This is a genomic window from Leisingera sp. F5, from assembly GCF_001593695.1.
In genome coordinates this window covers 16483-42649 of sequence record NZ_LUKH01000012.1, presented here as the reverse complement: position 1 = coordinate 42649, position 26167 = coordinate 16483, and the positions used below count along the sequence as shown (strand labels likewise).

At 61.6% G+C, this 26167-nt stretch carries 19 protein-coding genes and 4 pseudogenes; 17 read left to right on the top strand and 6 right to left on the bottom strand.

From position 1 onward, the window contains the following. Positions 1–46: 46 nt before the first annotated feature. Positions 47–253, bottom strand: coding sequence for a hypothetical protein (locus A2I95_RS42525; RefSeq protein WP_367151279.1), 207 nt, complete (start codon positions 251–253; stop codon positions 47–49). 281 nt (positions 254–534) lie between these two features. Between A2I95_RS42525 and A2I95_RS10375 the strand changes: the two genes are divergently transcribed. From A2I95_RS10375 to A2I95_RS10360, 4 genes and pseudogenes are all read left to right on the top strand, one after another. Beyond that, positions 535–1905, top strand: coding sequence for an IS110 family transposase (locus tag A2I95_RS10375; protein WP_291729687.1), 1371 nt, complete (start codon positions 535–537; stop codon positions 1903–1905). A 200-nt stretch (positions 1906–2105) separates the two neighbouring features. After that, positions 2106–2306 (top strand): 30S ribosomal protein S21, encoded by a 201-nt coding sequence (gene rpsU / locus A2I95_RS10370; RefSeq protein WP_040700433.1) that lies wholly within the window; start codon positions 2106–2108, stop codon positions 2304–2306. 430 nt (positions 2307–2736) lie between these two features. Further along, entirely contained in the window at positions 2737–3087 is a 351-nt protein-coding gene (locus A2I95_RS10365; RefSeq protein WP_291729686.1) for a hypothetical protein, read from the top strand. Positions 3088–3340: 253 nt separating this feature from the next. After that, a pseudogene (locus A2I95_RS10360) lies at positions 3341–4473 on the top strand (IS91 family transposase). A gap of 516 nt (positions 4474–4989) precedes the next feature. On the opposite strand, the gene A2I95_RS10355 reads toward A2I95_RS10360, so the two are convergent. After that, positions 4990–5808, bottom strand: coding sequence for a helix-turn-helix transcriptional regulator (locus A2I95_RS10355; RefSeq protein WP_291729685.1), 819 nt, complete (start codon positions 5806–5808; stop codon positions 4990–4992). Positions 5809–5928: 120 nt separating this feature from the next. Between A2I95_RS10355 and A2I95_RS10350 the strand changes: the two genes are divergently transcribed. The 6 genes from A2I95_RS10350 to A2I95_RS10325 all read left to right on the top strand — a co-directional run bounded on the left by A2I95_RS10350 (position 5929) and on the right by A2I95_RS10325 (position 14246). Beyond that, entirely contained in the window at positions 5929–7467 is a 1539-nt protein-coding gene (locus A2I95_RS10350; protein WP_291729684.1) for an ABC transporter substrate-binding protein, read from the top strand. A gap of 64 nt (positions 7468–7531) precedes the next feature. After that, the gene (locus A2I95_RS10345; protein WP_291729683.1) at positions 7532–8479 is read left to right on the top strand and encodes an ABC transporter permease; all 948 of its coding nucleotides are present in this window, start codon (positions 7532–7534) and stop codon (positions 8477–8479) included. Further along, complete coding sequence (locus A2I95_RS10340) at positions 8476–9351, top strand: ABC transporter permease (RefSeq protein ID WP_291729682.1); 876 nt, start codon at positions 8476–8478, stop codon at positions 9349–9351. The genes A2I95_RS10345 and A2I95_RS10340 overlap by 4 nt, the downstream gene beginning before the upstream one ends. A gap of 3 nt (positions 9352–9354) precedes the next feature. Then, on the top strand, positions 9355–11064 hold the full coding sequence (locus A2I95_RS10335) for an ABC transporter ATP-binding protein (RefSeq protein ID WP_291729681.1): 1710 nt from the start codon (positions 9355–9357) through the stop codon (positions 11062–11064). A 10-nt stretch (positions 11065–11074) separates the two neighbouring features. Then, on the top strand, positions 11075–12502 hold the full coding sequence (locus A2I95_RS10330) for an amidase (RefSeq protein ID WP_291729680.1): 1428 nt from the start codon (positions 11075–11077) through the stop codon (positions 12500–12502). A gap of 97 nt (positions 12503–12599) precedes the next feature. Continuing rightward, on the top strand, positions 12600–14246 hold the full coding sequence (locus A2I95_RS10325; protein WP_291729679.1) for an amidohydrolase: 1647 nt from the start codon (positions 12600–12602) through the stop codon (positions 14244–14246). Positions 14247–14883: 637 nt separating this feature from the next. On the opposite strand, the gene A2I95_RS10320 is transcribed toward A2I95_RS10325, so the two are convergent. Continuing rightward, positions 14884–15531: a TetR family transcriptional regulator C-terminal domain-containing protein gene (locus tag A2I95_RS10320; RefSeq protein WP_291729678.1), complete on the bottom strand. Its 648-nt coding sequence runs from the start codon at positions 15529–15531 to the stop codon at positions 14884–14886. A gap of 226 nt (positions 15532–15757) precedes the next feature. Between A2I95_RS10320 and A2I95_RS10315 the strand changes: the two genes are divergently transcribed. The 6 genes from A2I95_RS10315 to A2I95_RS10290 all read left to right on the top strand — a co-directional run bounded on the left by A2I95_RS10315 (position 15758) and on the right by A2I95_RS10290 (position 23027). Further along, positions 15758–16621 carry an ABC transporter permease gene (locus tag A2I95_RS10315; RefSeq protein WP_291729677.1) on the top strand — a complete coding sequence of 288 codons (864 nt, stop codon included), beginning with the start codon at positions 15758–15760 and terminating at the stop codon, positions 16619–16621. Between the two features lie 32 nt (positions 16622–16653). Beyond that, complete coding sequence (locus A2I95_RS10310; protein WP_291729712.1) at positions 16654–17481, top strand: ABC transporter permease; 828 nt, start codon at positions 16654–16656, stop codon at positions 17479–17481. 17 nt (positions 17482–17498) lie between these two features. Continuing rightward, complete coding sequence (locus A2I95_RS10305; RefSeq protein WP_291729676.1) at positions 17499–18599, top strand: ABC transporter ATP-binding protein; 1101 nt, start codon at positions 17499–17501, stop codon at positions 18597–18599. Between the two features lie 20 nt (positions 18600–18619). Beyond that, positions 18620–19678, top strand: a complete 1059-nt coding sequence (locus A2I95_RS10300; RefSeq protein ID WP_291729675.1) for an extracellular solute-binding protein — start codon at positions 18620–18622, stop codon at positions 19676–19678. A gap of 74 nt (positions 19679–19752) precedes the next feature. Continuing rightward, on the top strand, positions 19753–21828 hold the full coding sequence (locus tag A2I95_RS10295) for an FAD-dependent oxidoreductase (RefSeq protein ID WP_291729674.1): 2076 nt from the start codon (positions 19753–19755) through the stop codon (positions 21826–21828). Beyond that, positions 21825–23027, top strand: a complete 1203-nt coding sequence (locus tag A2I95_RS10290; RefSeq protein ID WP_291729673.1) for an aromatic ring-hydroxylating dioxygenase subunit alpha — start codon at positions 21825–21827, stop codon at positions 23025–23027. Before A2I95_RS10295 ends, A2I95_RS10290 begins: the two co-directional genes overlap by 4 nt. 33 nt (positions 23028–23060) lie before the next feature. On the opposite strand, the pseudogene A2I95_RS10285 reads toward A2I95_RS10290, so the two are convergent. Then, positions 23061–23204: pseudogene (locus tag A2I95_RS10285) on the bottom strand (IS481 family transposase); the annotation flags it as partial. A gap of 87 nt (positions 23205–23291) precedes the next feature. On the opposite strand from A2I95_RS10285, the pseudogene A2I95_RS10280 reads away from it, so the two are divergent. Next, positions 23292–24028: pseudogene (locus A2I95_RS10280) on the top strand (transposase); the annotation flags it as partial. On the opposite strand, the pseudogene A2I95_RS10275 reads toward A2I95_RS10280, so the two are convergent. Together A2I95_RS10275 and A2I95_RS10270 are read right to left on the bottom strand one after the other, a co-directional pair. Beyond that, a pseudogene (locus tag A2I95_RS10275) lies at positions 24022–24484 on the bottom strand (IS481 family transposase); the annotation flags it as partial. The pseudogenes A2I95_RS10280 and A2I95_RS10275 overlap by 7 nt on opposite strands. A gap of 153 nt (positions 24485–24637) precedes the next feature. Further along, the gene (locus tag A2I95_RS10270) at positions 24638–26137 is read right to left on the bottom strand and encodes a trimethylamine methyltransferase family protein (protein WP_291729672.1); all 1500 of its coding nucleotides are present in this window, start codon (positions 26135–26137) and stop codon (positions 24638–24640) included. Positions 26138–26167 lie beyond the last annotated feature (30 nt).

The following is a 26167-nucleotide window of genomic DNA, read 5'->3' as shown; positions in this document are numbered from 1 at the left end:
GAGCGGCGAACCTGGGTGAACGGGTTTTCACGGCTACGCAGTCGGATCACGACATAAAGAGCAGTCGGATCACGACATAAAGAAATGCGCTAAGCGCAACCGAGCGGTAGAGCAAAATTTGCCAGACGCTGGCTTCTTCAATCAACCGAATACCGAGGCCAACCGTCGACCACAGCACCCCTGCAGCAAAGACAAAGAGCAACCCCAGCCGGTTGCTAATCCCGTTCTCTGAGTTGTATGCGATGCTGGACATGGCGTGACCTTGGTAGGAATCTACATTCTGCAATTACTAAAAAACCGTTCCGGGTTGGAGCCCGCCTGCGCGCGGGAAAAACAGCCTGTGCTAGTGTTGCGCCATGAAGGGTAGCGGCCGTTCGCTTACTGGTGGTCCGTCTGAGGGCGGAACCCCGTTAAAAAACGTGGTCCATGGGTTTATGCGAACTTGAGAGTGGTGACGCCGCTTTGCGGTGATCCCGGTTAGGAAGATGACGGATTAGCATAGCCCACGCCCTTCTGTCACCGACAGGAGGATAGATGATGGCAAAGCAAAAGACCCACAAGCCAGCAGTGATTGAGACCGTGAATATCGGCGCTGCCGCCATTGATGTAGGTTCGCGTGAACATATGGCTGCGGTCAATCCCGACGTTACAGATGCACCAGTGCGAGCGTTTGGGACCTTCACGCATGATCTGCATGATTTGGCTGACTGGTTCAAATCGCTCGGTGTGACCAGTGTCGCGATGGAATCCACCGGCGTTTATTGGATCCCAGCTTACGAGATCCTTGAGCAGCACGGCTTCGAGGTCATTTTGGTGAATGCCCGATACGCCAAGAACGTACCGGGCCGTAAGACGGACGTCAGCGATGCCAGGTGGTTGCGACAGTTGCATTCATACGGACTCTTGCGCGGCAGCTTCAGGCCATCTTCTCAAATTGCCACCCTGCGGGCGTATCTGCGCCAGCGTGAACGACTGGTTGAATATGCCGCTGCCCACATTCAACATATGCAGAAGGCGCTAATGGAGATGAACTTACAGCTGCATCATGTTGTCTCTGATATCACTGGCGTGACGGGAATGAAGATCATCCGTGCGATTGTCGCAGGTGAGCGGGATCTGGATGTGTTGGCATCTTATCGGGATGTGCGCTGCCGGGCCTCAACGGAGACGATCAAAGCGGCGCTGAATGGGAATGACCGACCGGAGCATGTCTTTGCGTTGACGCAATCGCTGGAACTCTATGACTTCTATCAAGCCAAGATGTTAGAATGTGATCGCCATCTTGAGACCGTGCTAGAGACGCTGGCGACTGATCAAGGCCATGACCTCAGCCAAATGCCCAAGATCCGCAGCAAGACAAAGAAGGCAGGGGCACCTTCGTTCGATGTCAGGGCAGCGCTGTTTGGCGTCCTTGGCGTTGATTTGACGCAAATCCATGGGATGGAGCCCTCTCTGTCGCTCAAGCTGGTTGGTGAATGCGGGACTGACCTACGTGCGTGGCCGAGTGCTAAACACTTTACATCTTGGCTCTGTTTGGCACCAGGCAACAAGATACCCGGCGGCAAAGTACTATCATCCCGAACACGGCGATCATCCAGCCATGCCGCAGCTCTCTTGCGATTGGCCGCGGTCACGATTGGGCGAAGTGACACGGCATTAGGTGCATTCTACCGACGGCTGGCGGCACGCGCGGGTAAGGCCAAAGCAGTCACAGCCACGGCGCGCAAGATTGCAGTTCTGTTCTACAACACCCTGCGCCACGGCATGACCTATCAAGACCCCGGCGCTGCGCATTATGAGGAACGGCACCGCAATCGCGTGCTCGGCAATCTCAAACGCCGCGCAAAATCATTCGGGTATGATTTGCAAGAATTGCCACCACAGGCTGACATCGCCGTTTTTTAGGAAAACGTCCCGTGTGCCTACCGTTCGCGACCTGACAGTGTCGGGGAGAACTCTGCTAGCTGCCTAGCGCGCTCGCAGCATGCAAGTCAGGCGGTGATGGCAGCTATGGGGCTCAGAGCAGGCTCGACAAAGCAGTGTCACCTTGCTACAGGGCGGGCGAAATCCTTGCAACTTTGTCCTAGAAAGTTAGTGAAAACCACATGCAGGTTAGTGTTCGCGACAACAATGTCGATCAGGCTCTTCGGGTTCTGAAGAAAAAGCTACAGAAGGAAGGCGTTTTTCGTGAAATGAAGCTCAAGCAACATTTCGAGAAGCCTTCCGAGAAAAACGCGCGCCAGAAAGCTGAAGCGATCCGCCGGGCCCGCAAGCTGGCACGCAAGAAATTGGAGCGCGAAGGGTGATGTAGATCACTCCTCGATGCCGAAAAATCTAAACCCCCGTTGTTCGATGGCAGCGGGGGTTTTTCGTGTCAGCAAACATTTCTTGCAATAAGACAGGCCAAGATACTAAGCCCCTAAATCGGCTATTCGCTGCAAATCGCATGTAGATGCTGGCCGAAAGCAGCCGACTGCACCTGCAGCATCTGAACCAATCCGCAAAGGCAGGTCTGGGCTGTGACCGCCTTGCTGCGGCAGCAAAGTAGCTGGCCTGGGCAAGGGCGGCAGTGGGCTCGGAGTGGTTGTTGCGCCGACGTTCCAGATGGGTGCGGTGCGATTCTCACTTACCTGTTGTCTAGCTAAGGAGAGGATGGCAGCTGTAAGGACAAACGGAGATTGGACCCAGTTGACTATGCCATTGGGCCTGTACCGCCTCAAATGAGATAGACAGGACATGACCGAGAAAAAAATGCAATTGGGCGCAGTCTTAGATAACCTCGCTTCTGCGGAATGGAAGCAATGGGTTTACCTTCCGAAGCCCGGAAAACTGAATGCAGAAACACCCTGCATTGTTGTCGACCCCGATACCGTTGAACTTGGCCAAGATGGCTTTACTCTCTTGATCGTTGAGCACCGAGGCATGGTCGAATTCCTTTCAGTTCAGGATTTGCAAATGATGCGCGAATACATCGAAAAGTTGGGCCTCAAGCCAAGCGTAGAAAGGCTGACTTACGCTTCGGACGTATACTTCCGAAGAGATGCATATCCCGCAGCGCATGAACTTGCCGAGCTTGGCAATAGCTAGCCGTAGTCAGAGCGTCTGCTTTGCGCCATCCTTGGCCTTCTGCATGTGGCCACCAAGACGATCCGCTCCACCGTCAGCCCGTACGAACGTCTGAAGAATCTGCAGGACCACACTCTTCGGCGCGGATTGGAGTGACCGGACGCCGGGGGTGCCCGGGCGGCCGGGACTGGAGCTTGCTGACATCTTCCGAAGACACGGACCCGCGTGGCGGCGGGCCAATGCCGGGCATGTCAGCCTGACCCAGCTCAAGGTGATGTCCACTGCCCGACAGGCGATTGCGCAGCAATCTGCCGAAAGGGGCGATCGAGGCCTGCCGGACCGAGGTGCTCGGCGGGCATGTCGCTGCGTGCGGAAAATGCGGCCACCGGCACATCGCCTACAATTCCTGCAAGAACCGGCACTGCCCGAAGTGCCAGGGACCAGCCGCACGTGACTGGATGGCCGCGCGGGCCGAGGACTTGCTGCCGGTCGAGTACTTCCACGTGGTCTTCACCCTGCCGGCCGAGATCGCGCAGATCGCTTACTGGAACAAGAAGGCAGTCTACGGCCTGCTGTTCCGCGCCTCGGCTGAGACCGTGACGACCATCGCCGCGGATCCCCGGCATCTCGGCGCCCGGGTCGGCATGACCAGCGTGCTCCACACCTGGGGCTCGGCGCTGACCCACCACCCGCATGTCCACATGATTGTGCCCGGCGGCGGCCTGTCGCCGGACGGCAACCGCTGGATCGCCTGCCGCCCCGGGTTCTTCCTGCCGGTGCGCGTCCTCTCCCGGTTGTTCCGGCGGCTCTTCCTCGAAGGGCTGGCGGTTCTGCACAAGGTGGGCGCGCTTCAATTTTTCGGCGACCTCAAAAACCTGGCTCAGGCCGACGCTTTTGCCCCCTGCCTCGCCCCGCTGCGCAAGGCCGAGTGGGTCGTCTACGCCAAACCGCCCTTCGGCGGCCCCGAGGCGGTGCTGGCCTATCTCAGCCGGTACACCCACCGCGTGGCGCTCTCGAACCATCGCCTGATCAGCGCCGATGCTGCGGCCGTGGCGTTCCGCTGGAAGGACTACGGCATCAAGCACGGCGACCGGAAAAAGGTGATGCGGCTCGAGACCGGCGAGTTCATCCGCCGGTTCCTGATCCACGTCCTGCCCGACGGATTCCACCGCATCCGGGCACTACGGGCTGCTGGCCAGCGCGGCTCGCAAGGCCACCATCGCCCGCATCCGCGGATTGCTCGGCGAGGCGCCGCAGGACCCGGACTCGCAGGAGAGTGCCGAGGTCATCCCTCTCACCCTGCGCGAACCGTGCCCCTGCTGTGGCGGCGCGATGCGCATCGTCGAGATCTTCCGCCGCGGTCAGAAGCCGTCATCTCGAGCACCACCTCGGGAGTACGCCGCATGACGCAACGCCCGTCCCAAACGCGCGAAACTCACTGGCTGCCGCCCGCTGGCTGGACCGCTCCTGGCATGCCCGTCGCCCCGCTTTGCCCGGAAAAATGCAATCAACTGTTCCGCCGGCATCCGAAACCAACGCCGCCGGCCGTCCGAGCGACCTCCAGCAATCGGCACGTCCTGCCCGGTCGGTGGCCAGACCACACCCTCGCAATCACCCGCAGCACGCTTTCCCCATAGACAGCGCCCGGGTCACGCGGCTTCCTCCTTCCGAGGTTTGTCAACGCGGGCCGACGCCCGCAGGCGCCCCGCCGTCACGCAGCGGCCCGCATCGAAAAACCTTCAGGAAACGGAAATTCGCCGCAGCTGCAAGAAGTGCTGAAACAGACCATTAAAGCAGACGCTTAATGGTTCGCGATGTGTCTCAAAAAATCGAATGAAAAGGCATGCGTGGCGGCCATCATCTGACAGAAATCTGCTTCTTTTGTATCCACTCCAGCAGTTGCGAGGGCGCGTTTCACAGCGGTTAAAAAGTGGCAGTTAACGTGGCTGTATGAGACCCCTCCGTTGAAAAAATGGAATTGCGCACGAACTCGGGAACTTCGGGATGGTCACTTTTGTAGGCCCCGCATCGCTGCAAAATTGCCCGCAAATCCGGTGATTTCCCCAAGTACTCCCAGACGACGCGGGTGCCGTAGAGCATATGCCCGCCTTCTGGTTCGATTCCCTGGAGAAGTCCCGGAAGAAACGAGGGTTCTTCATAATCCGAGGCAATCAGGGCAGTGGTCCACATACCATTCCCTTGCCCCTGCTCGCGGCTGGTTATGAAGATCCGGTGGTGCGCCTCAAACACGAGGCCAGAGTGTTTGAGTGTCGAGGGGATGGCAAATTCGTCATCCTCATAGCGCTCCAGCTCCTTGGAGAACCAGTCCTGGCCGCTGCCAAAGATCCGGCCGATGCTTTTCAGAAGGTAGTTCTTGGACGGGTCCGGGCTCATGTAGATATGGTAATACCCCTCATGGCGCTCCAGCAGGCCGCTATTGCGGCGGTCGCGGCGGATGACCTTTTCCATCTGCTCCGAAAGCGGATCCTCCGACCGGGCCAGAACCGGCGGCCGCAGCCGGACCAGATTGGCAAAAGCCCTCTGCTCCTGCAGGATCTCGGCCTCATCCACCCCGAAGAAGTCGCAGATCCGGCGCAGCGTGGCCAGCGAGGGGGCGGTCCGGCCGGTGAGGTACTTGTTGAATTGCTGCCGGTTGATGCCGATTCGGCGGCAGACATCCGAGACGGAACGCCCGTAGCTGCACAGCATCCTGAGATTGGCAGAGAGATCAGTATCAGACATAAATTTATGCTACTTTAAGCTCTTCCGCTGCGTCTAGCTTAATCTTCAAAGCAAGACGGCGCGTGCTTTGCTGCCCGCGCGCCTTCTAGACTGATGAAAAGATGCCAACCGATGGAGAGAATGATGACCCTTATCGCCAGAGACCGGGCCAAGCGTGCGTCAGCATGTGCAAGTGCAGCGGCCGCACTTTGGGCAGCCGCATCAGGTGCTGCCCACGCCGAAACCCTTCGCATCGCGGTTGCCGCCGATCCGGGGTATCTGGATCCGGCTTACTGGGGGTCCAGCTCGGAACAGCTGCTGATCGACAACCTCTATCCGCGCCTGGCGAAACATGTGCCGGGGGACAGTTGGAAGGCCGAACTGGATGCGGCGAAATCCGTTGATCTGTCAGATCCGCAGCACATCGCCTTTGAGCTGAAGCCCGGCATAATGTGGTCCGGCGGCTATGGCGAGCTGACCGCGGAAGATGTGGAATACTCCTTTGAACGCCACCTGGATCCGGGTCTTGAATCCGGCGTCGCCACCGAGTTCACGCTGCTGGAAGATGTCGAGGTGACCGGCAAATACACCGGCATCATCCACCTGAGCGCGCCCTCTCCCGCCTTCTGGTCGGCAACGCTTTCCTACACCTCGGGTGCAATCATTTCCAAGGCCGCCGCCGAAGCCTCGGACGGGTATTTCGAGGCCACCCCGGTCGCCACTGCAGGCCCCTACAGGTTCAAATCGCATGAACCGGGTCAGGCCTTCATGCTGGAAAAGGATCCCGATTGGACCGGTACGGCGGCTGAGTTTGATGAAGTGGCCATCATTCCGATCCCTGACGACAACGCCGCAAAAGTCGCCTTTGATGCAGGTGAGATCGACTTCACCTATGCCGCATCGGCGCTGGAATACGACAGCTGGTCAAAGAGCACTGGCAACACCGAACTGCGTGCCTCGCTGGACCCGCTGTGGCTGGGAATTTCCGAAACCTACGAAGGGCTTTCGGACATCCGCGTGCGCCAGGCCATTCAGAAAGCGGTGGATGTGCCTACCATTCTGGCCGCGATCTCAAACGGCCGCGCGGATCATGCCACCGGCATCGTGGCGCCAGGCCTTCTGGGCTACCGCGACATGGCACCGATGCAGCGCGATGTGGACGCTGCCCGGGCGCTGATCGCTGAAGCGGGGGCCGAAGGCACCGTGCTGAGGCTGGATTTCGTCAACACCGCCAACCGCGCCACCATTGCCCAGATCATCCAGGCCAACCTGGCCGAGATTGGTCTGATTGTTGAGCTGAACGGCCAGGATGAAGGCAGCTTCTGGAGTGTCGATGAAGCCCGCGCGGCAGACCTGCAGCTGCATGTGAAATCCTGGACCGGCAATCCCGACGGCATCTACACGATGCAGTATTTCACCTCCGATCAGGTCGGCGTCTGGAACTGGGAAGGATTGAGCAACCCGGATTACGACGCCCTGGTCGAAACCGCGCGCCGCAGCACCGATGACGCAGAGCGCGGCCGGCTTTACAAGCAGATGCAGGAGATGATGGAGACATCCGGCGACTTCCTGTTCCTGACCAATGAACCCCTGACCATCCTGTGGAACGATAAGATCGTGCCGGCCACCCTGCCGGACGGCCGCCCGGTCTTTGCCGGCTTCAAGAAGGCCGCAAGCTGACCTCCCTCCTGCCGGGCGGCGGCCAGCAGCCCCGCCCGGATTTTTCTTCTGAGGAACCACCGAAATGCTTGGCTATATTCTCCGCCGCACCTGTCTTGGGGCGACCGTGCTGATCCTGGCTGTCTCGACGCTGTATGTGCTGGTGCAACTGGCCCCTGGCGATCCGGCCAGCGCGATGCTGGGCCCGCGGGCAACGCCTGCAATCAAGGCTGAATTTGCCGAGCGTCTGGGGCTGGACAGGCCGATGCCGGTGCAGATCGTGAAATACCTGGGGGCGGTGGCCCAAGGCGATCTGGGCATCGATCTGCGCAGCCGCCGCCCTGTCAGCGAAGTACTGATGGCGCATCTTCCCCATACCGTCCAGCTGGTGGCCGCGGCGATGCTGCTGGCCGCGGGTCTGGGCATCCCGCTGGGCTGCCTGGCGGCAGTGCGCCGCAACGGGCTGTTCGACCGGCTGATCGGGGTTCTGTCGGTCAGCGTGATTGCGGTGCCCTCGGTGATCATCGCGATCTACGGCATGCTGCTGTTTTCCGCCCGGCTGGGCTGGCTGCCGGCCATCGGCGCGGGCGAGGGCAGCTTCGGCTCCACGCTGCACCACCTGATCATGCCCGCCATTGCCGTCGGCATCGGCTGGGTCGGCTATTTGGCGCGGCTGGTGCGCGCCTCGATGATCGAGGTGCTGTCTGCGAATTATATCCGCAATGCACGCTCGTTCGGGCTGACCGAGCCACGCATCATCTCGGCTTATGCGCTGCGGGTGGCGGTGGCGCCGACTATCACCGTGCTGGGGGTGGGTGTCGGCTACATGCTGGGCAGCGCCGTCTTTGCCGAGATCGTCTTTGCCCGGCCCGGCATCGGCAAGCAGATGTATGACGCGGTGATCCTGCGCAACTACCCGGTGACGCTGGGTGCGGTGCTGGCTTCCAGCGCCCTGCTGATCGCCGCCACCACAGCGGCGGATATCCTCAACGCCATCATCGATCCCCGTTTCAAGGAGGGCCAGGAGCAATGACCGCGGCTGATATTCAACCCGTTGCCAGGCCGGCACGGTCCGGCGGGTTCACCAATCTGACCCATGATCCGATGGGCATGTTCGGGCTGCTGCTTGCGCTGCTGCTGATCCTGTCGGCGCTGCTTGCCCCTTGGATCGCGCCTTATGGCCCCAATGCCATGGACATCCCTTCCAAGCTGCAGGGGCCAAGTGCCGCCCATTGGCTGGGCACCGACCAGTTGGGCCGCGATGTGCTGTCGCGCGCGCTTTACGGCGGCCGGATCGCGCTGAGCGTGGCGCTGGTCTCGACCGGGCTGTCGGTCATCCTGGGCGGTATCCTGGGCATGATGGCGGCGATGGGGCCGCGCTGGCTGGACTATGTGCTGACGCTGGGATTCGACACCGTGCGCGCCTATCCGGTGATCATCCTGGCGCTGGCCATCGGCCCGATCTTTGGCGGCGGCATGGTGGTACTGGTCGGCCTGCTGGTGGCAACTTCGGTGCCGTACTACGGGCGGATCATGCGGGCCTCGGTGATGGCGCAGGCCAATGCCGAATATGTCGAGGCGCTGCGGGCAATGGGTGCTAGCCGCGTGCGCATTGTGGCGCGCCACATCCTGCCCAATGTGATCGGCCCGGTTCTGATCGTCGCTTCGATGGACATTCCCACCTTCATCGCCGCCGAGGCAGGCCTCAGCTTTCTCGGTGTGGGCGTCAAGCCGCCCGCCTCCAGCTGGGGTCTGATGCTGCAGGACGGTTTCGATTTTGTCGGTCACACGCCCTGGCTGGTGGTGGCAGGCGGCATCCCGCTGGTGCTAGCGACCCTTGGCTTCACCTTCCTGGGCGAGGCGCTGCGCGATGCCTTTGATCCGAAACTTGGCGGAAAGGGCTGAGCCATGACAGAGACACTTCTGGAAGTGCAGGACCTTGCCGTCTGCTTTGGCCCCATCCAGGCTGTGAAATGGGTCTCCTTCTCGCTGCAAGAAGGCCGCACCCTGGGCATCGTCGGCGAAAGCGGTTCCGGCAAATCGACACTGCTCTGGGCGCTGACCCGGCTGCTGCCGGATGCCGCCACGCTGAACTCGGGCGAGGTCTGGTTCGACGGCGAGGATCTGCTGCGCCAGCCGCCGGACCGGATGCGGGCGCTCAGGGGCACCCGGATTTCCTACATCTCGCAGGATCCGATGACCTCGCTGGCGCCGGGACTGACCATCGGCCAGCAGATGATTGACCTTTTGTACCGCGAACCCTGGTCCAAGCGGGAAAAATGGCAGCGCGCCATCGACGCGCTGGATTGGGTCAGCCTGCCGGACCCGGCGGCACGGATGAACATGTACCCGCACGAGTTGTCCGGCGGCCAGCGCCAACGGGTCTCCATCGCCATGGCTTTGATGCTGGGCCCCGACCTGGTGCTGGCGGATGAGCCCACCACCGCGCTTGACCCGACGCTGGAAGTGGAAATCCTCGAACTGCTGCAGCGCCTGCAAGGCGAAACCGGCTGCGCCATCGTCTTTGTGACCCATCATCTGGGCGTTGTGGCCTCGCTGTGTGACGAGGTGCTGGTGATGAAGTCCGGCGAGATCCGCGAGGCCGGCCCCGTGCAGGAGGTGTTTGCAGATCCCCAGGACAGCTACACCAAGGCCCTGCTGCGCTGCGACCCGGCGCAGATCGAAACCCCCACCCGGCGGCTGCCGACGATGAATGAAGCGCTGGAGCAGCCAATCCGGATCGTGCAGGGGCCGGCTGAGCGGATCGGGGCAGATGCCGGCCCGGTGCTCAGTGTCGAGGACCTGTCGGTGACCTTCACCCGCAGCGGTATCCTGCCGCCATCCTTGGGCGGCTGGCGCGAAGAGATTCCGGCGGTCCGCAATGTCAACTTTGATATCCGCAGCGGCGAAACCCTGGCGCTGATCGGCGAGAGCGGATCAGGCAAGACCACGGTGGCACGCAGCATCATGGGGCTGGTGCGCCCGGATGCGGGCAGCATCCGCCTCAACGGCAGCGAGCTGACCACGGCGGATGCCGCCGGCTGGGGCCGGGCGCGCGAGCAGGTCGCGATGATGTTCCAGGATCCGGCAGGCTCGCTGTCGCCGCGGGTGACCATTGCCCAGCAGGTGGTCGAGCCGCTGATCGTGCATGGCCGCCGGGCGGAAGCAACACGCGAGCGGGCCATTGAGCTGCTGACCCAGGCCGGGCTGGGCGAGGCCTATGCCGACAGGTTCCCGCACGAGCTGTCCGGCGGCCAGGCGCGCCGCGCGGGCGTGGCCCGGGCGCTGGCCCTGTCGCCCTCGCTGGTGGTCGCGGATGAGCCGACCGCAGGGCTGGATGTCTCGGTCCAGGGCGAGGTCGTGAACCTGCTGAATGCGCTGCAGGAGCAGATGGGCCTGTCGATCCTGCTGATTACCCACAACATGAGCGTCGTGCGCCATGCCGCCGACCGCATGATTGTGATGCTGAAAGGCGAGCTGGTCGAAACCGGACCCACCGCCCGGCTCTTTGCCGACGCCACGCATGATTACACCCGCAGGCTGATCGCAGCATCGCATCACGCCTTGCCCGAACAACAGACACCTAGCAACGAGAGAAAACTCCATGCCGTTGAATGAAACCCTTGCCATGTCCGATCTCGATCTGTGCTACCTGCCGGCGACCCAGCAGATTGCACTGTTCAAATCCGGTGAGCTTTCCCCTGTGGACGTTCTGAAAGCGCAATTTGCCCGCGCCGAGACTGTCGAGCCGGTGATCAACGCCTTCACCGAAACCTTTTTTGACGAAGCGATGGATGCGGCGCGGGCGGCTGAGGAGGTCTATGTGAACCGTCCGGGCGACGCCCGCCCGCTGGAAGGCGTCACGGTCGCTATCAAGGACGAAATGGATGTCAAAGGCCAGCGCAACACCCAAGGCTCGCTGATCTACAAGGACCACATCGCCAACGAAACCCACCCCGTGGCGCAGCGGCTGCGCGACGCAGGCGCGATATTCCATGCCCGCTCTGCCACGCCTGAATTCTGCAGCGCCTGGACCACCGAAACCCGCCTGCACGGTGTGACCCGCAACCCCTGGGATCCCGCATATACCCCCTCCGGATCCTCGGGCGGCGCTGGGGCCGCACTGGCGGCAGGCACCACCACCCTTGCGACCGGGTCGGACATCGGCGGCTCCATCCGCGGCCCGGCAGCGGCTTGCGGCGTCGTGGGCTTCAAACCGCCTTATGGCCGGGTGCCGGATGCGGCGCCATTTAACCTGGATACCTATTGCCACGTCGGCGCCATGGCCCGCACCGTTGCCGATTGCGCGCTGATGCAGAATGTCATCTCGGGCCACCACCCGCAGGACATTGCCACCATCCGGGAAAAGATGACCATCCCGATGGAATACGGCAGTCTCAAGGGCAAGCGCATCGGCTACAGCCTGGACATCAGCAACGAAGTGGTGACCAAGGACGTCGCCGATCAGACCTATAAGGTGCTGGACGCCTTGTCGGACGCAGGTGCAATCATCGAAGAGGTGAAGCTGGGCTGGGGCCACGACGTGCGCGAAGGCTGCAAGAATTACCTGAACCACCTGATGGGAGCCGCCCTGGTCCGCGAGGTTGAGGCGCATCCGGACCAGGTCTGCGACTACACCAAGTATTTTGCCGAATGCGCCGCCAAGACCACGGCGGACGAATTCCTGGCCTCCTACGATGTGGCGGCGGACATCTACAGCCGGTTCGGGCCGATGATGGAAAACGACTGCTACGCCTTCATCTGCCCGGCCTTTGCCAGCTACGAGATGTTTGCCGAGCAAAAGCCCTGGGACCGCATCACCATCGGCGACCGTGATTTCGACAGCGAATACGATCTGAACACGCTTGCCGTCTTCAACATGCTGTCGCGTCTGCCGGCGCTGGCCGTGCCTGCCGGGATTGGCGCAAACGGTCGGCCGATTGGGGTGCAGATCGTAGCGCGCGCCTTTGACGACCCGCGGGCCTTCCATGTGGCTTCGGTGCTGCAAGAGAAGATGCCCTGGCTGGATCAGGCCTCGCGGCGTCCGAACCTGTAACAGGGCGCCCCAGCTGCATTCTTTCAATACCTGAACAAAAGCCCCGGGAGAGGACAATTCTCCCGGACCGGACACTCTTGCACATTCAGAGGGAACAATGACCGACCTGGTAATCCTGAACGGCAAAGTTCTGACATTCGACGGCCCCGATGCCGAGGCCCTGGCAATCAAGGGCAGCCTCATCACCGCAGTGGGGACCAATGCCGAAATCCGGGCCATCGCCGGGACGGCCCGGGTGTTCGACGCCCAGGGCAACACCGTCCTGCCCGGGTTCATCGACAGCCATGTCCACCTGTTTCAGGGCGCGGCGGAACTGGAATACCTGGATCTGACCGGTGTCACCGGGCTGGAGGCCCTGACTCAGGCAATCCGCGCCTATGCGGCACAGCGGCCGGATGACGTTCTGCTTTACGCCTATGCGGCCAGCTATCACGCGATGGGGGACCGCTCGCTGACCCGCCATGATCTGGACGCAGCCCTGCCGTACCGCCCCTTTGCCTGCATGGCGCCGGATTGCCATACTGCCTGGGCCAACACCAGCGCGCTGGAACTGGCGGGGCTGCTGCACGGCGGGACCGTGGAGGCAGGCTCCGAGATCGTCATGGGCAGCGACGGCGCCGCAACCGGCGAGCTGCGCGAGGCGGGCGCGCTGGCGCCGCTGATGAAGTTCACGCCGCTGGGCGGGCGCGACCAGGAAGGCTCGATGACCGGCGCCGATCCGGTTCCGGCGCCAACACCCGCGCAGCGCGCAACGGACAAGGCCGTGCTGGAAAAGGGGCTGCAGCACTGCGCGTCCCACGGCATCACCGGCCTGCACAACATGGATGGCAACCTCTATCAGCTGGAGCTGCTCTCGGAAATGGAGGCGGAAGGCAAACTGCTGTGCCGGACCGAAGTGCCGCTGCATCTCAAACACACCGACCCGTTGGAACGGCTGGAAGAGGCAGCCTATATGCGCAGGACCTATGCCGGCGATATGTTGTGGTCCGCCCGGGTCAAGATGTTCATCGACGGGGTGATCGAAAACAGAACCGCCTTCATGCTGCAGCCCTATCCGGGGACTGACAGCTGCGGTGCGCCCTTGTTTTCCGATGCTCATTTCAAGGAGGTCTGCACCCGTGCTGATGCCATGGGCTTGCAGATCTCTGTCCATGCCTGCGGCGACGCAGGTGTGCGGCGGACACTGGATGCCTTTGAAGCGGCCCGACGCGCCAACGGCGCGCGTGACAGCCGCCACCGGGTGGAGCATATCGAGACCATCAGCGCCGATGACATCCCACGGTTCCGTGCGCTTGGCGTCATCGCCTCCATGCAGCCCCTGCATGCGCCGCACTCCTATCCCGAAGCAATCCCGGAACTTGCGCCCTTGCTGCACGGCCACCAGATCCCGCTGGCCTTCCCGTCGCGGACACTTCGCGAGAACGGCGCCAAGGTCATTTTTTCAACCGATTGGCCGGTTGTTCCGGTGGCCGTTATGCCCACAATCCAAGGCGCAGTAGCGCGCCAGGCGCTGCCGGGAACCTGGCAAGATCAAAGCCACGGCCTGCGCGATGCGCTGGCGGCCTATACCCGTGACGGCGCCTGGGCGGAATTCAACGAGCATCGCAAAGGCAGGCTGCGTGCGGGCATGATGGCAGATGTTGTTGTCATGGACCGCGATCTTGAGGCGCAGCGGGCGGACCAGCTCCGCTTGGCACGTGTGGCACTGACAATCTGCGGTGGTCATATCAACTTCGAAGCCTGACGTTTGCCGTTTTGGGGCAAATCCGCCTCTGAATGCTCCTGGCACAGTATCGGGAGATCACGCCTGCTTCAAATCATCCAATCCGAGGGCTCCTGCTGCGCGCAGCCACACGGCCTTGCGAAACGAACTTCAATCGCGGCTGTTGGCGGCTCACAAACAAAAATGCATTTAGTCATCCATGAACGCGCAAGTCACCTTCAATGGCTAAGCATGAGGTCACGCTGCAAACAGTTTCGAGACTGCAGCGAAGGTCCGCAACGAAGGACTGCACATCGGCGCCCCGGGAAACCGGTGAGTGACCGCAAGAGCCCGGCCCTTCCATGGCGAACGTCAGTATTGCGAGCTTCGTGCTAGTTCAGGCAAGACGCAGCAATCAAAAAATTTGGGCTTATTTTGTTGAAAAACTCTTCCTTAATCGAGGCGCAAGCGGCTGATTCAATTCTCCCAACGAGCGAGAGGATTGGCGATGACGGGACCGAGGCAAGAGGCGCAGGCGGCCTTGTTCTACGATTTTTCGCTGGAAGAACACGTTCCCCAGGATCATCTGCTTCGGTCGATTGATCGGTTCGTTGACCTCAGCAGTGTTCGCGCGCACCTGATCAGGGCGGAGCGGCGGCGGGAAACCGCGCCGAGGTGCCTATACTTTCAACGGGCGCACGGCACCCTTCAGCGAAAAATGCGCCGGGAACATGGCCGCCAGGAAGCGGAAGATGATCCGCGACGCCTCCTCCCGGTCGAAGCGGTCAGGGTGCAGCAGGAAGTCGGTCCACATGCCCTCCAGCAATGCCAGGGTGCCGTGGGTGGCATCACGGGCGGCCTCGGAAGGGGCCGGGGTGTCGGACTCGCACACGATTCGGGTAAAGGCGTTGTGGATCATGCCCCGCAGCCGCTCGTCACGGGTGTCGGAATATTCGGCAATGGCCTTGCGGTTGCGGGCTTCGCCCCGGAAAGCATACCAGATGCTGACATTCCGGCGGTTGAGGACACGCTCGCTAAGATCGCCGCGGACAATCATCTCTATTTGCTCCTGCGGGCTGCTGCCCGCCGTCTGCAGCAGCGCGTCCAGCCCGTCATAATAGTCTTCAGAGGAATGCTGGACGGCGGCGTGAACCAGATTGTCTTTGCCGCCGAAATGCAGGTGGATCATTCCACGCGACAGGCCGGCCCGCTGGATGATTTCGCTGACGGAAGTCTCCGAGATCCCTTTCTCCGCCACCGAATCCAGCACCGCCTCGATCAGGGCGCGGCGGTTCTGTTCCCGGTTCTGGTCCCGTTTTCCTGGCATCTGGCTCTGTTTTTTTGGCGGTGTTCACAATTCGTCGGCCCCGCAGCAGCAGCAGCGTGCATTATTGGTCGCATATCCCGCGCAGATTATCCAGCAAAAATGGACGCTTGTCCATTTTCTTAAGAAACCTGTTGACAGAAACACGTTCTGACCGCCACTCTTTTATGGACGATTGTCCATTTTTACTGCGGCACCCTCGCAACAAAACGGTAAGCGATACCCAGCAATGGCCGGAATTTTAAAAACCGAAACAAGCAAAGGCCTGGCACTGAGCGCCCCGGCTTCGCTTTATGTGGGGCTGCTGGTGGCGGCACCGCTGGGCATTCTGGTGGCCTACAGCTTCTGGACCCAGTCCTATGTCGACATCGACAAGACGCTGACTTGGGCCAATTACGCCGAGGCCGCGACCGATCCGCTGGTGCGGCATCTGATGCTGCGCTCGATCTTGATTGCCGGGGCAGTGACCATGGCGACAGTGGCGCTGGCCTATCCGATTGCCTATTTCATTGCCTTCCGCACCCGCAAGAAAACCCTCTGGCTGCTGCTGATCACCATCCCGTTCTGGTCGAGTTACCTGCTGCGGGTGTTCAGCTGGAAGCTGATCCTCGGGTTCAACGGGGTGATGAATTCCGCGCTGCTCTCAATTGGGCTGATCAACGAACCGCTGACCTTTCTTCTCTACAATGAATTCGCGGTGGTGCTGACCCTGGCGCATGCCTGGGCGCCGTTTGCGATCCTGCCGATCTATGTCTCGCTGCAGAAGATCGACCGCGCGCTGCTGGAGGCCGCCACCGATCTTGGCTGTTCCAAGCTGGAGCGCTTTTTCCGCGTTACCCTGCCCTTGACCGTGCCCGGCATCATTGCCGCCAGCCTGATCATCTTCATTCCCACCGTCGGCGACTACGTCACCCCGTCGCTGGTCGGCGGCTCGCAAGGCAAGATGGTGGCGAACCTCATCCAGGTGCAGTTCGGCCCCGCCAACAACTGGCCGTTGGGCGCGACGCTGTCGCTGGTGGCGATGGCCTCGGTCGGCTTTGTCGCCATCCTGTTCGTCATCCTGGCCACCGCCTTGGGGAGGAAAATCCGTTGAGCACTCCGGTAAGCGAACCCCTGAACAAGCCGTTGAACGCTGCTGCCAGAAAGTCCCGGCGCAGACCTCTCCGCTTCCCCTGGCTGCTGGCCTATGCCATCGGCTACCTGATCTTCCTCTACCTGCCGGTGCTGCTGCTGCCGCTGTTTTCCTTCAACGACGGCACCATCGTCGCCTTCCCGATGAAGGGCTTCACCCTGAAATGGTATGCCCAGCTGGGCGCGCAGGACACGCTCTTGCAGGCGATGGCGAACTCGCTGATCGTCGGCGTGGTGACCGCACTGGCGGCCACCTCGCTGGGGCTGTTCGCCGCCCGCGCCTATGTGCGCTACCGCTTCACGGGGCGCGAGGTCTCCGAAGGGCTGGTGATGCTGCCGCTGGTTATCCCCGGCATCATCGTGGCCTCCTCGATGCTGGTGCTGTTCATCTCGCTGGGACTGCGGCCGTCGCTGACCACGGTGATCCTCGGCCATGTCTTTGTCGCGCTGCCGTTTGCCGTATCAATCATGAAATCCGCCTTTGACGACTTTGACCAGTCGCTGGAGGAAGCCGCTTTTGACCTGGGCGAAAGCGTCATCGGCACCTTCCGCCGGGTGACCCTGCCGATCGTGGCGCCGGGCATTGTCGCCAGCCTGCTGGTCACTTTCACCGTGTCCTTCGACGAATTTGTGCTGGCCTTCTTCCTGTCCGGCAACCAGCCCACCCTGCCGGTCTATATCTGGAGCCAGATCCGCTTCCCGGCCAAGCTGCCGAACACGCTGGCGCTTGGCTCCTTGCTGCTGCTCGCCTCGGTGCTGCTCTTGCTGACAGCCGAATACTTCCGCCGCCGCTCCACCAAATCCGCCAATAGATCCGCCTGAGTTGAGAGGACCAGCAGATGACCAGCCAGAACATCATCGAAATCTCCGGGGTGGAAAAGCGCTTTGGCACCTTTGTGGCGGTGCGCGATCTCAGCCTTGAATTGAAGGAAGGCGAGTTCTTCTCGCTGCTCGGCCCCTCGGGCTGCGGCAAGACAACGGCGCTCAGGATGATTGCCGGCTTTCAGGATCATGACGCCGGCAGCATCCGCATCGCGGGCCAGGACATGGCGGATATCCCCGCCAACAAGCGGCCCGCCAACATGGTGTTCCAGTCCTATGCGATCTTTCCGCATCTGAATGTCGGTGACAACGTCGCCTTCGGCCTGCGCAAGCTGAAACTCAAAAAAGCCGAGATCAGCGCACGCGTGGCCGAGGCGCTGGACATGGTGGAGCTGGGCGGGCTGCAGGCGCGCAAGGCCGATGAGCTGTCGGGCGGCCAGCGCCAGAGGGTTGCTTTGGCCCGCGCCCTGGTGATGCGGCCCAAGGTGCTGCTGCTGGATGAGCCGCTGTCGGCGCTCGACAAGAACCTGCGTGAGGCAATGCAGTTCGAAATGCGCCGCCTGCAGCAGAAGCTTGGCATCACCTTTGTCATGGTGACCCACGACCAGTACGAGGCGATGACCATGTCCGACCGCATCGGCGTGATGTTCCAGGGCAAGCTGGAACAGGTGGACAAGCCCGAAGTGCTCTATGCCCGCCCTGCAAGTCGGGAAGTGGCGGCCTTCATCGGCGGCATGAACTTCCTCGACGCGGCCGTGACAGGCGAGGCGAACGGCAAGCTGCAGGCGGAGGTGCAAGGGTTCGGGCCCCTCACCATCGATGTGAACCCGAATGTGCCCCGGCGCGGGCCGCAGCTGCTGGCGGGCATCCGCCCCGAGCAGCTGGAAATTTCGGCGCAACGGCCGGAGGGCTATGACGGCTATCTGCAGGGCACCGTCACCAACGCCGCTTTCTACGGTGAGAACGTGCATTACCACGTCACCACTGACGGGTTGCAGCAGCCCATCGCGGTGTCGGTGCCGAACTACTTCCACACGGTTGATCACAAACAGGGCGATCCGGTCTGGCTGGGGGTGCAGAACGCCTCTGTCATCGACCTCGGCGCCCGCGAGGCATGAGAATAATGGGAGGAAGAAACATGAAACAGTTCAAAACGGTACTGGCCGCTGCCACGGCCCTGACCGCCTCGGCGGGGATCGCCGCAGCAGACGCAGCCAGCCTGTCGGTCTTTGACTGGTCCGGCTACGAGGATCAGGGGTTTTATGGCGACTACGTCGCCAAATACGGCGGCGCCCCCAGCTACACTTATTTCGGCAGTGTCGAAGAGGCTTTCACCAAGCTGCAATCGGGCTTTGCCGCCGACCTCGCCCACCCCTGCACTGATGGTTTGCGCAAATGGGTGGCCGCGGGGCTGCTGAAACCCATCGACACCTCGAAAATCAGCAACTGGGACAAGCTGCTGCCGCAGATCAAGGACGTGGACGGCGTCACCATCGACGGCAATACCTACATGGTGCCGTTTGAATGGGGCAATACCGGGCTGATCTACCGCACCGACCAGATCGACGCCGCTGACGTGTCGCTGCAATTACTCGCTGATCCGGCCCATCAGGGCAAGATCGCCATTCCCGACGCGGCCTCTTCGGCCTATGCGATGGCAGCGCTGGCCACCGGCGCCACAAGCTATACCGACATGTCGGATGAAGAATTCCAGAAAGCCTCGGACTTTCTGCGTGCGATCCACCCGAACGTGCGCTTCTACTGGTCCGATGCGGGCCAGCTGGATCAGGCCATCGCCAGCGGCGAGGTGACCATGGGCTGGGGCTGGAACCAGTCCGAGCTGAACCTGATCTGGAACGAAACCCCCGCAAAGATGATGCGCGACGTGGACAAGGGCATCGCCACCTGGGTCTGCGGCTATGTGCACCTGAATTCCTCCACCCAGAGCGACGAGCAGGTCTATGACATGCTAAACGCGCTGAGTTCTGAGCCTAGTGGCAAATACATCATCGAGAACTGGGGCTACGCGCATGCCAACGCGGAGGCCTTCAAATCCGCCGATCAGGAGCTGATCCAGACCTACGGGTTTGGTGATGTGGACAGTTTCTTCAGCGGCAGCCTGTTCTTCGACGCCGTCAAGCCCGAGCTTGAAGGCCGCATGCTGAAGGAATTCGAACGCATCAAAGCCGGGTTCTGATCCAGCCGGCGGCGGGCACTGAAACCCGCCGCACCGCCAAGACCAAACAACCAAGACACAAAGGATGTGCCAGCATGCAAGGCGCAAATGGGTATTCCATTCTCTTCGAGCCGGTGAAAATCGGCCCCGTCACCGCACGGAACCGATTTTACCAGGTGCCCCATTGCAACGGGATGGGCCATGTGCGCCCCCAGGCAGAGGCCGCGATGCGCACCATGAAGGCCGAAGGCGGCTGGGCGGTCGTCTCCACCCAGGAGACGGAAATTCATCCGACCTCGGACCTTGGGCCTTATGCGGAAAACCGGCTTTGGGATGAGCATGACATTCCCGCCCTCCGGCTGATGACGGACGGTGTGCATGGCAAAGGTGCGCTTGCGGCGATCCAGCTCGCCCATAACGGCCATCACGCAACAAACCATCTGACCCGCGCGCCGGTGCTTGGCCCGTCGGACATGCCGATCGACACGCCATTCCCGAAGCAGGCCCGTGCGATGGACAAATCCGACATCCGCGACCTGCGCCGCTGGCACCGGGCCGCTGCCCGGCGGGCCAAGGAGGCGGGTTTTGATGTTGTCTATATCTACGCCGGCCACCAGATGACCCTGCCGCAGCATTTTCTGCTGCCGCAGTACAACAACCGCAGCGATGAATACGGCGGCAGCCTGGAAAACCGGCTGCGCCTTACCCGCGAACTGCTGGAGGAAACCCGCGAGGAGCTTGACGGCCATTGCGCGGTAGCCTTCCGCTTTGCCGTGGATCAGATGGCCGGACCGGACGGGATGCAGGCGCAGGAGGAAGGCCGCGCCGTGGTGGAATTGCTGGCTGATCTGCCCGATCTTTGGGATGTGAATGTCTCGGACTGGAGCAATGACAGCCAGACCACCCGGTTCCAGCCGCAGGACGGGTTTCAGGTTCCTTACATCGAATTCGTCAAACAGGTGACTTCCAAACCCGTCGTCGGTGTCGGCCGTTTCACCTCGCCGGATCTGATGGCCTCGCTGGTCAAAAAGGGGGTGCTTGATCTCATTGGTGCGGCCCGGCCCTCGATTGCCGATCCGTTTCTGCCGAAAAAGATCGAAGACGGCAGGATCGAGGAAATCCGCGAATGCATCGGCTGCAACATCTGCGTCTCCGCTGACATGCTCGGCGTGCCGATCCGCTGCACCCAGAACCCGACCATGGGCGAGGAATGGCGGCGCGGATGGCACCCTGAAGTGATTGCGCCAAAGGCGAAGGAAGAGACCGCGCTGGTCGTCGGCTCCGGGCCAGCCGGGCTGGAATGCGCGATGCAGCTGGCCAAACGCGGCTATGACGTGACAGTTGCCGAAACCGGGGGGGAGTTTGGCGGGCGGGCGCTGCGCGAAAGCCGCCTCAAAGGGCTGGAGGCCTGGAAACGGGTCGCGGACAACCGTCTGTGGCAGCTGCAGCAGCGCGCCAATGTCCAGATGTTCACAGACAGCCCGATGACCGCCGAAGAGGTGGCGGACCTCGGCATTCCCAATGTCTTCCTCGCAACCGGCAGCCAGTGGCACCGTGACGGGCGCGGGCGGTCTTCGCTGGCCCCGCTGCCGGTGCAGGATATGCCCTGTTTCACACCGGATGATATCATGGCTGGTGAACTGCCGCCGGACAGCGGGCCGGTGCTGCTCTATGATGACGACCAGGGGTATCTGGGCGGGGTGCTGGCCGACCACCTGGCCGCGGCGGGCCGCAAGGTGATCCTGGCCACGCCCGGCGCTGTTGCCTCGGCCTTTACCGACCTGACGCTGGAGCAGGCCCGGGTGCAAACCAGCCTGCTGGAGGCGGGCGTGGAGATCGTGCCGCTGCATCTGCTCCAATCGGCGGATGCCACCGGCGCAGCACTCGCCTGTGTTTACACCGGCCGCATCCGGCAAATCAGCTGCGCCAGCCTTCTGATGGTGACATCCCGCCAGCGCGATACGGCGCTTTTCGATGCCCTGCGCGCAGACTACGGCGACCGGTTCACCACGCTGGAACTGATCGGCGACGCCGCGTCGCCCGGCCTGATTGCCGATGCGGTCTTTGCCGGCCATTTGGCGGCACGCAACTTTGAACGCGACCCGGCGGCAGCCGATGCTGAATGGTTCCGCCGCGAACTTATCTCACTCAACGATATGGGAGGCGCATGATGCCCAAAGATGACCTGCAAGTGATGCGTGACCTGATTGAAACCCATCAGCCCGGATTTGCGCTTGAGCGGCATTTCTATACCTCTCAGGCGGTTTATGACCACGACATCAAGGCGTTCTGGAACCGCAACTGGATCTGGGCCGGCCATGTCAGCCAGATCGCAGAGCCGGGCGACTATTTCCTGTTCGACTACGGCCCGGAATCCATCATCGTGGTGCGCGACCGCAGCGGCGATGTCCGCGCCCATCTGAATGTCTGCCGCCATCGCGGATCCCGCGTGTGCCTGGAGAAACAGGGCACAGCCCGGGTTTTCTCCTGCCCCTATCACGCCTGGACCTTCGGGCTGGACGGACGCTTGCGCGGCGGCCGTGCCATGGGGCCGGATTTCGACCCCGGCGAATACGGGCTGTTCCCGGTGCAGGTTCAGATTTTCCAGGGGCTGATCTTTGTCTGCGCCGACGAAAACCCGCCGGTGCTGCAGGACAGCCTGGACAAGCTGGCACCGCTGTCCGCCCCGATGCAGCTGGAAAACCTGACGCTTGCGCACGAGGCCTCCTATCCGGTGCCCGCCAACTGGAAACTGGCGCTGGAGAACTATCTGGAGTGCTACCATTGCGCGCCCTCGCATCAGGAATATTCGCGCAGCCATTCGCTGAAAGACCCGGCGGATGTTGAAAAACATGGCGAAGCCCTGCGCGAACGCTCTGCCGCCATCGGCCTGCCGACCGAAGAACTGGACCTCACAGGCCCCAATGCCCTGGCATCGGGCGCGGATGTCTACTGGCGCCGCTACCCGCTGTTTCCCGGCTATCAGACCGGCAGCAGGGACGGCGCACCGCTGGCGCCTCCGCTAGGCGAGCTCAGCGGCCATGACGGCGGTGCCACCGACCTTGCGGTCGGCACGCTCAACTATTTCCTGATCTACGCCGACCACTTTGTCGGCTACCGCTTTGTGCCGCGCTCCCTGCAGGAGACCGATATACAGATCGCCTGGTATGTGCGTGGTGGTGCGGAAGAGGGCCGCGACTACGACAAGGAGGCGCTTACCTGGCTCTGGCATGTGACCTCGCTCGATGACGAAAAGATTATCCGCCACAATCAGGAAGGGGTGAATTCGCACCGTTTCATTCCCGGCCCGCTGTCGGAAATGGAATGGAGTCTGCCAGGCTTCTACCGCAGCTATTTCGGCATGATCTGAACGCTTTACACCCTAGCAACTGTGTCCAGGTGTTCAGGTGTTCAGTCCCGGCATCTGGTGGATCGGATTCAGGGTGAATCGATCTGACTCAGAAGTCCATATCTTGCAGATATATTCGCAGGGTGTGAGGCCGCTGAGCGTCTTGAGCCTGCGAGCGAAGTTGTATGCGTCCATGAATTGGGCTGCTCTGCCCCCTGAAAACTGGATCGTTCAGAGCCGGAGTTTTCCGCTGAATTTCCCTGGCTGGGAGAGGAGCGCAATCGCATGAAAGCATCGAAGTTCACGGAGGCGCAGAAGGCCTTCATCCTTAAGCAGGGCGCCCAAGGCACACCGGTCGCGGAGATCTGCCGCAAGGCCGGGATCAGCCAGGCGGCATACTCCAACTGGAAGAAAAATACGGGGGCCTTCTGCCGGACGAGATGCGCCGGCTGAAAGCGCTGGAGGGAAACGCAAACAGTCCGGGGGACTGTTTGCCCCGAACAACCGTGGCGGATCTGACGCTGGACCGGGAGATGCTTCAGGATGTCATTCGGCGAAAGCTCTGAAGCCTGGCCGTTTGCGCGAGATTGCCACCGGGATGTGCGTCGATTGGGGAGGGCCGGGTGATCAACATGAAGAAAACCCTCATGATTTACAATGAGTTGGGCCTGCAGCTCAGGAACAAGCACCCCAAGCGCCGGGTGAAGGCCAAGCTGCGGGAAGACCACCAGGAAGCCGTCAGGAAGCCGTCAGGCCGAACGATGTCTGGGCGATGCCTTGCCCGAAAGGCGATTGCGCAAGCGCAATCTGCCGGAAGGGACTTCGTTCACGACCAGCTCGCCCTGGGCAGGAGGTTGCGTATCCTGACCGTTGCCGACACGCATTTCTGGCTCAGCCCTGCGGCCGATCCGCGCTTCACCTATCGGGGCGAAGATGTTGTGCAGACGCTCGAACGGCTCTGCGGGCAGATCGGCTGCCCCAAGACGATCAGAGACGATAGCGGCAGCGGGTTCATCTCGCGGGTCCGGTCAATGCCCGCGAAGAGATAAAGCTTGCCCTCCACCGTTTGAATCTCGGCGATGTCGATATGAAATAAGCCCCCTCTCATGCATGTGAACATGCACTGCCGGGCTGTGGATGGGGTAGCGCTTAAACCGCTGCCGCTTTGGCTTGTCACCCTCGGCATCCGGCAAGCGCCAGATGCCATGCCGCTGAAGGCACCGATGGAGCGCCGGCCGCGTCAGATGCGGAAACGACGGCTGAAGAGCATAAAGGCAATCATCCAGCGGCAGTAGCGTGTGCCGCCGGAATGCGACGATCATTGCCTCCTCCGCTTCGGAGAGAACGGTTGAACGCGGTTCCTTCGGCCCGGTCTTCAAATCCTCCACCGTCGCACGCTTGCGCCACTTCGCGACGGTCTTGGGATTGATGCCCAGCTCCTTGCTCAGCTCCGCGAGCGAAGCTTGCGATCGCTGTATAGCAGCTCTGACGGCGTGCGTGCCCTATCGGCAGATTGCTGCGCAATCGCCTGCCGGCTGACAGTGCGTGGCGCTCCCGTGACGAACTTGTCCCACAATGCTTCCTTCCATTCCTGTGAAAGGATCGCACCATCAAACCTTGGGATCAAACACCTAGACCCCGAGATCGCGGTAATTGTTTAAGATCGCGGTTACTGCCGCCTTGGTTTTCGGCGGCAACACCGGTTGTTCCATCTCGGCCAGCATTGCCTTGAGGTCGTCGTCAACGCGTTCAAACAGATCCTGATCCGGTGCGCCTGCGTTGCTGAGCGGTATGTTCGGACCAAAATAGCGGGAGTTCCAAACCTGGGTCCGGCAATTGTCGACCGTGTGCTGGTGAGCAAGAAAATTACCGGCAGGGCCGACCTGCCGGATGAGATCAACCGCCATCTGGTCGGCGGAAATTTCCATTCCCTGCCACATCTTGCGCAGCAGCCCGGCCAAATCTTCGCACAGCAGAAGAGCGTGCAGCGAGTAGGTTAAGCCCTGATCGAGCGATCCCATATAGTCGATTGTGGCGGGGCGGTTGTAGAACATCTGCGTCATGTTCGAGGAGATCTCCCAGACCGCATCCTGATTGAAGCGGCGGGCAACCGAGCAGCCGCCGATGCCGGTCAGCGAGGGGAACCCCAGCGACCGGCGGATCTGGCACATCGCCATGTCCGCAACCGAGGTCTGGGAGAAGCTGCCGATGGCGCCGGTTGCCGGCTCCATGAAATTCACGTCCGAACAGCCGACGCAGAAACTGCCTTCGGCGGCCAGCTGGCCCAAAACAACGGCGGCGAAATCTGTCATCAGGGCGTGGGTGATGCAGCCGGCCAGGGTAATCGGGGAAGATGCGCCGCCAATCGGCAGGGTGCCGACACCAACCGGGATCCCCGCCCGGGCTGCAGTGATGATCTGCTCCGAGTGGATCCGCGCTAGATTGACCGGCAGCGGCGTGACCAGATGCAGGAAATAGGGTCTTTCCCTCAGCGCGTCCTGCGATCCGCGCAGCGCGCCCGCCATTTCGATGACAGCGTCAAGCGACGACGGGTGTTCGCAAAGGTATTCCAGTGGCTTGGTAGTGTTTTCCATCAGGCAGGCGAATTCGTCGATCTCGCCGAACTGGTTCGACTCTTCGACGTTCTTAACCGCGATGCAGACACCGTCGACATGCGGCAGCTTGTCGGCAATCCGGGTGATCAGCGCCAGGTCCTCCCGGGTGGAGGGGCGCGGCTCACCGGATTCCTCGTCATAGACCGCGATGCAGGTCATGCCGGGCATGAACCAGGTATGATCGCAGTCAATCGAGATGGGGTTTTCACCGTTGCGGTCCCAGAGCGTGGTCTTGCGGGCGGCTGTTTCCAGTGCCCTGCGGGTCACAGCTTCCGGAATCTTCACGATACCGCCGTCAGAAAGGGTACAGCCAGCCTGCCGCAGCAAGCCATCCGCCTCACCGCCCGGTTCGATGACCACGCCGGAGGTCGCGAGCAGCTCAATCGTGGTGTCCACGATCTTGTCCACCTGCACCGGTGTCAGCGGTGCATAGGCCGGAGTGGCCTGGGAATGCGGGCCTTTGCTGGCGGGTGCTTCGTTTGAGGCGGTTTTTCTGCGGCTTCTCGCGCGGCGCATTTTCTCTACCCTCTTCTTTTTGAGTGATCG